This window comes from Pseudomonas sp. NPDC089534 (assembly GCF_044749305.1).
Lineage (GTDB): Bacteria > Pseudomonadota > Gammaproteobacteria > Pseudomonadales > Pseudomonadaceae > Aquipseudomonas > Aquipseudomonas ekonensis.
On record NZ_JBIVHR010000035.1, the window covers coordinates 49,580 to 56,239 of the forward strand.

Consider the following 6,660-nt stretch of genomic DNA (forward strand, 5'->3'; position numbering starts at 1 on the left):
CACGGGATTGTGACTCCCGTTGTCGTGGGTTCGATCCCCATCGTCCACCCCATATTCAAAAGGCGCCAGATTTAACGGTCTGGCGCCTTTGCTTTAACCGCTTCAAGTCGCGGATGTGGTGGAATTGGTAGACACACTGGATTTAGGTTCCAGCGCCGCGAGGCGTAAGAGTTCGAGTCTCTTCATCCGCACCAATCAAGGCTTCATTCATGCCGCTGGCCTGATTGAGGTCTCGCAAAGAAGCTGAAAGGCTTTTTTGACACGCAATATGGTGGGCGTAGCTCAGTTGGTAGAGCACGGGATTGTGACTCCCGTTGTCGTGGGTTCGATCCCCATCGTCCACCCCATATTTCGAAAGGCGCCAGATTTAACAGTCTGGCGCCTTTTTTGTTTCAGCGGTCCGCGTCCGGGGCCGGCTGTCAGGGAGATGATGGACGACCGCTTCTATATATAGAATGGTCGGCACACAACCCTGACGGGATTGACTGTATTCGCCTGCGGGGCGCGATGCATCCGTGCATCCGCACCGGTAAATTGCCTGCTGCGTTTCCACCTGTTTTCAGTAGGGTGACTTCTTGAGTTTGACCCACTAGAATGCATGCCCTTGATTCTGGGGTCGGAAACGGCCGGCCAACGTCTGTGCAACGAGGAATATCCATGCAAGTTTCTGTTGAAAATACTACTGCTCTTGAGCGCCGCATGAGCGTCACCGTGCCGGCCGAGCGCATCGAGAGCCAGGTCAACAAGCGTCTGCAGCAGACTGCCCAAAAGGCCAAGATTGCTGGCTTCCGTCCAGGCAAAGTGCCGATGAGCGAAATCAAGCGCCGTTTCGGTGCCGACGCTCGTCAGGAAGCGGTGGGCGACGTGATCCAGTCCTCCTTCTACGAAGCGGTGGTCGAGCAGAAGCTGAACCCAGCCGGTTCGCCTTCGATCGAGCCGAAATCCCTGGAAGCCGGCAAGGACCTGGAATACGTTGCCGTATTCGAAGTGTTCCCTGAGTTCACCGTCGCCGGTTTCGACGGCATCACCGTCGAGCGCCTGAGCGCCGACGTGGCTGACGCCGACCTGGACAAGATGCTGGACATCCTGCGCAAGCAGAACACCCGTTTCGAAGTGGCCGAGCGCGCTGCCCAGAACGAAGACCAGCTGAACATCGATTTCGTCGGCAAGGTCGACGGCGAAGCGTTCGCCGGCGGTTCCGCCAAGGGCACCCAGCTGGTGCTGGGTTCCGGCCGCATGATCCCTGGCTTCGAAGAAGGCCTGGTCGGCGCCAAGGCCGGTGAAGAGCGCGTTCTGAACCTGACCTTCCCTGAGGACTATCAGAACCTGGACCTGGCCGGCAAGACCGCCGAGTTCACCGTGACCGTGAACACCGTATCCGAGCCGAAGCTGCCTGAGCTGAACGAAGAGTTCTTCGCCCAGTTCGGCATCAAGGAATCGGGTCTGGACGGTTTCCGCACCGAAGTTCGCAAGAACATGGAGCGCGAACTGCGTCAGGCGATCAAGTCCAAGGTGAAGAACCAGGTCATGGACGGTCTGCTGGCCACCAACCCGATCGAAGTGCCGAAGGCGCTGCTGTCCAACGAAGTCGACCGTCTGCGCGTGCAGGCCGTTCAACAGTTCGGCGGCAACATCAAGCCTGACCAACTGCCGGCCGAGCTGTTCGAAGAGCAAGCCAAGCGCCGTGTGGTGCTGGGCCTGATCGTGGCTGAAGTGGTCAAGCAGAACGACCTCAAGCCTGACGAAGCGCGCGTTCGCGAAATGATCCAGGAAATGGCTTCGGCTTACCAAGAGCCAGAGCAAGTAGTGTCCTGGTACTACAAGAACGAGCAGCAACTGAACGAAGTCCGTTCGGTTGTGCTGGAAGAACAAGTTGTGGATACTGTTCTGCAGAAAGCTAGCGTGACCGACAAATCGGTCTCTTACGAAGAAGCGGTCAAGCCGGTAGAAGCTCCAAAAGCCGACTGATTGTTCCTGCGTTAAGAAGTACACACATAAGCCAGCCTTCGCGCTGGCTTATGTGCATTCAAGACATAACTATTTGGGAGTGACTGCAGAGCATGTTCCGAAATTCTTATATTCAGCAGAACTCTGATGTCCAGGCCGCCGGCGGCCTGGTCCCGATGGTTGTCGAGCAATCCGCTCGCGGCGAGCGCGCCTATGACATCTACTCGCGTCTTCTCAAGGAGCGGGTGATCTTCCTGGTGGGTCCTGTCGAAGACTACATGGCCAACCTGATCTGCGCGCAACTGCTGTTCCTTGAGGCGGAAAACCCGGACAAGGACATCCATCTCTATATCAACTCGCCGGGCGGTTCGGTGACTGCGGGCATGTCGATCTACGACACCATGCAGTTCATCAAGCCTAACGTGTCGACGACCTGCATCGGTCAGGCGTGCAGCATGGGCGCTTTCCTGCTGACGGCCGGCGCACCGGGCAAGCGTTACTGCCTGCCGAACTCGCGCGTGATGATTCACCAGCCGCTGGGCGGTTTCCAGGGCCAGGCCTCGGACATCGAGATCCATGCCAAGGAAATCCTGTTCATCCGCGAGCGCCTCAACACGCTGATGGCCAAGCACAGCGGGCGCACGCTCGAGGAAATCGAGCGCGACACCAACCGCGACAACTTCATGAGCGCCCACGCAGCGCGCGAGTACGGCTTGATCGATGAAGTGATCGAGCAGCGTCCCGCTTAAAACAAGCAGCCCGAAAACAAGGCAGGTCGGCAGGTCCGATCACCGGCGGGCTTGAAAAAGCCCGCAATAGCCTTCATCTTGTGTTGCAAGCCTATCGGATTTGGATCGATCGAATGACTGACACCCGCAACGGCGAGGACAACGGCAAGCTGCTTTATTGCTCCTTCTGTGGCAAAAGCCAGCATGAAGTACGCAAATTGATTGCCGGCCCCTCGGTCTTTATCTGCGACGAGTGCGTCGACCTGTGCAATGACATCATCCGCGAGGAGGTGCAGGAGGCACAGGCCGAAAGCAGCGTGCATAAACTGCCTTCGCCCAAAGAAATCAGCGGCATCCTTGATCAGTACGTGATCGGTCAGGAGCGTGCCAAGAAGGTTCTGGCGGTAGCGGTGTACAACCACTACAAGCGTCTGAACCAGCGTGACAAGAAAAGTGACGATGTCGAGCTCGGCAAGAGCAACATCCTGCTGATCGGCCCGACCGGTTCGGGCAAGACCCTGCTGGCCGAAACCCTGGCCCGCTTGCTGAACGTTCCGTTCACCATCGCCGACGCAACCACCCTCACCGAGGCGGGTTACGTGGGTGAGGACGTCGAGAACATCATTCAGAAGCTGCTGCAGAAGTGCGACTACGATGTGGAAAAGGCCCAGATGGGCATTGTCTACATCGACGAAATCGACAAGATCTCGCGCAAGTCCGACAACCCGTCGATCACCCGCGACGTGTCCGGCGAAGGCGTGCAGCAGGCCTTGCTCAAGCTGATCGAAGGCACCGTTGCCTCCGTTCCGCCGCAAGGTGGCCGCAAGCATCCGCAGCAGGAATTCCTGCAGGTCGACACCCGCAACATCCTGTTCATCTGCGGCGGTGCGTTCTCTGGCCTGGAAAAGGTCATCCAGAACCGCTCCACCAAGGGCGGCATCGGCTTCAACGCCGAAGTGCGCAGCAAGGAAGAGGGCAAGAAGGTCGGTGAATCCCTGCGTGAAGTCGAGCCTGACGATCTGGTCAAGTTCGGTCTGATCCCGGAATTCGTCGGTCGTCTGCCGGTGCTGGCGACGCTGGACGAGCTGGACGAGGCTGCGCTGATGCAGATCCTCACCGAACCGAAGAACGCGTTGACCAAGCAGTATGCCAAGCTGTTCGAGATGGAAGGCGTGGATCTGGAGTTCCGCTCCGATGCGCTGAAGTCCGTCGCCAAGCGTGCCCTGGAGCGCAAGACCGGCGCCCGCGGCCTGCGTTCGATCCTCGAAGGCGTGCTGCTCGACACGATGTACGAAATCCCGTCGCAGTCCGACGTGAGTAAAGTCGTGATCGACGAAAGCGTCATAGAAGGCAAGTCCAAGCCACTGTACATCTACGAGAACAGTGAGCCGACCGCCAAGGCAGCGCCGGACGCGTAAGCGTCCACATTGCCGGAATCAGGAAGGGGCCTTCGGGCCCCTTTGCTTTTTCAGGAACCGGCTGTCCGGCGCAAGCGGGCCGGGCCGCTTCCGACGCACCCAATCCATGCATGCGCACGCGTAAGTCGTGATTTTTCAAGCCGATCCTTTATCCGCTTGTATTTTTCGAAAGCAGCCCCCATCTTGGTTTCAAGCTTACTTCCATCCTATTACGGCCTTCAGGCCGACGCAGAGGCGAAATCATGAAGACAACCATCGAATTGCCTCTCCTGCCATTGCGTGATGTCGTGGTCTATCCGCACATGGTTATCCCGCTGTTCGTGGGGCGCGAGAAGTCCATCGAAGCCCTCGAGGCAGCGATGGCGGGCGACAAGCAGATTCTGCTGCTGGCCCAGAGAAACCCGGCCGATGACGATCCCGGCGAAGAGGCTCTCTATCGCGTAGGCACCATCGCCACTGTTCTGCAACTGCTCAAGCTGCCTGACGGCACCGTCAAAGTGCTGGTTGAAGGCGAGCAGCGCGGCACTGTCGAGCGTTTCAGCGAGGTCGACGGCCACTGCCGCGCCGAAGTGTCGCTCATCGAGGAAACCGACGCCGCCGAGCGCGAATCCGAAGTGTTCGTGCGCAGCCTGCTGTCGCAGTTCGAACAATATGTGCAGCTGGGCAAGAAGGTTCCGGCTGAAGTCCTGTCGTCGCTCAACAGCATCGATGAGCCTGGCCGCCTGGTGGACACCATGGCCGCGCACATGGCGCTCAAGATCGAGCAGAAGCAGGAGATTCTCGAGATCGTCGACCTGTCGGCCCGGGTCGAGCACGTACTGGCGCTGCTGGATGCCGAAATCGACCTGCTGCAGGTCGAAAAGCGCATCCGTGGCCGGGTCAAGAAACAAATGGAGCGCAGTCAGCGCGAGTACTACCTGAATGAGCAAATGAAGGCCATTCAGAAAGAGCTCGGCGACAGCGACGAAGGTCACAACGAAGTCGAAGACCTGAAGAAGCGTATCGATGCCGCCGGCCTGCCGAAAGACGCCCTGGCCAAGGCGACCGCCGAGCTGAACAAGCTCAAACAGATGTCGCCGATGTCCGCCGAGGCCACCGTGGTGCGTTCGTACATCGACTGGCTGGTGCAGGTGCCGTGGAAGGCCCAGAGCAAGGTGCGCCTGGATCTGGCCCGCGCCGAAGACATTCTCGATGCCGACCACTACGGCCTCGAAGAGGTCAAGGAGCGCATCCTCGAGTACCTCGCCGTACAGAAACGCGTGAAGAAAATCCGTGGCCCGGTGCTGTGCCTGGTCGGTCCTCCGGGCGTGGGCAAGACCTCGCTGGCGGAGTCGATCGCCCACGCCACCAACCGCAAGTTCGTGCGCATGGCCCTGGGCGGTGTGCGTGACGAGGCGGAAATCCGTGGTCACCGTCGGACCTACATCGGTTCGATGCCAGGAAGATTGATTCAAAAGATGACAAAGGTGGGCGTGCGCAACCCGCTGTTCCTGCTCGACGAAATCGACAAGATGGGCAGCGACATGCGCGGCGACCCGGCGTCGGCGTTGCTGGAAGTGCTCGATCCGGAGCAGAACCACAACTTCAACGATCACTACCTGGAAGTCGACTACGACCTCTCCGACGTGATGTTCCTGTGCACCTCGAACTCGATGAACATCCCGCCGGCGCTGCTGGATCGGATGGAAGTGATCCGTCTGCCGGGCTACACCGAGGACGAGAAGATCAACATCGCGGTCAAGTACCTGTCGCCGAAGCAGATCCAGGCCAACGGCCTGAAGAAGGGCGAGCTGGAATTCGACGAGGAGGCGATCCGCGACATCATCCGTTACTACACCCGCGAAGCCGGTGTGCGCGGTCTCGAGCGCCAGATCGCCAAGGTCTGCCGCAAGGCGGTCAAGGAGCACGCGCTGGAAAAACGCTTCTCGGTGAAAGTGACAGCTGACCTGCTGGAACATTTCCTGGGCGTGCGCAAGTTCCGCTACGGTCTGGCCGAGCAACAGGATCAGATCGGACAGGTGACCGGCCTGGCCTGGACTCAGGTCGGCGGCGAACTGCTGACCATCGAAGCCGCTGTCGTGCCGGGCAAGGGGCAACTGATCAAGACCGGTTCGCTGGGCGATGTCATGGTCGAATCGATCACCGCGGCGCAAACCGTTGTGCGCAGCCGCGCCAAGAGCCTGGGCATTCCGCTGGACTTCCACGAGAAGCGCGACACCCATATCCACATGCCGGAAGGGGCGACCCCGAAAGACGGCCCGAGCGCCGGTGTAGGCATGTGCACCGCCCTGGTGTCGGCTTTGACGGGCATTCCTGTGCGTGCCGATGTCGCCATGACCGGCGAGATCACCCTGCGCGGCCAGGTGCTGGCCATCGGCGGCCTGAAGGAGAAACTGCTGGCGGCCCACCGCGGCGGAATCAAGATCGTCATTATCCCGGAAGAGAACGTGCGCGATCTGAAGGAAATTCCGGACAATATCAAGCAGGATCTGCAGATCAAACCGGTTAAATGGATTGACGAAGTCCTGCAAATTGCGCTGCAATACGCGCCGGAGCCCTTGCCGGAT

Annotated in this window: 4 protein-coding genes and 3 tRNA genes (1 of these 7 running past the window's edge); all 7 read left to right on the forward strand. The window is 59.3% G+C overall.

What is annotated here, in order from left to right; genetic code table 11:
- Positions 1-52: transfer RNA gene (locus ACIP0B_RS13445), tRNA-His, on the forward strand; it begins 124 nt to the left of the window's first position.
- A gap of 57 nt (positions 53-109) precedes the next feature.
- Positions 110-194 (forward strand) — tRNA-Leu (locus ACIP0B_RS13450).
- A 77-nt stretch (positions 195-271) separates the two neighbouring features.
- A tRNA-His gene (locus tag ACIP0B_RS13455) sits at positions 272-347 on the forward strand.
- A gap of 310 nt (positions 348-657) precedes the next feature.
- A complete protein-coding gene (gene tig, locus ACIP0B_RS13460) occupies positions 658-1,968 on the forward strand; it encodes a trigger factor (protein ID WP_400832537.1) in 1,311 nt (436 codons plus the stop codon).
- A 92-nt stretch (positions 1,969-2,060) separates the two neighbouring features.
- Positions 2,061-2,696: an ATP-dependent Clp endopeptidase proteolytic subunit ClpP gene (gene clpP, locus ACIP0B_RS13465; protein ID WP_085579644.1), complete on the forward strand. Its 636-nt coding sequence runs from the start codon at positions 2,061-2,063 to the stop codon at positions 2,694-2,696.
- A 113-nt stretch (positions 2,697-2,809) separates the two neighbouring features.
- Positions 2,810-4,093: an ATP-dependent Clp protease ATP-binding subunit ClpX gene (gene clpX / locus ACIP0B_RS13470; protein WP_400832540.1), complete on the forward strand. Its 1,284-nt coding sequence runs from the start codon at positions 2,810-2,812 to the stop codon at positions 4,091-4,093.
- 242 nt (positions 4,094-4,335) lie between these two features.
- Positions 4,336-6,660: endopeptidase La (gene lon, locus ACIP0B_RS13475; protein WP_400832543.1), on the forward strand; the 2,325-nt coding region annotated here is incomplete at its 3' end.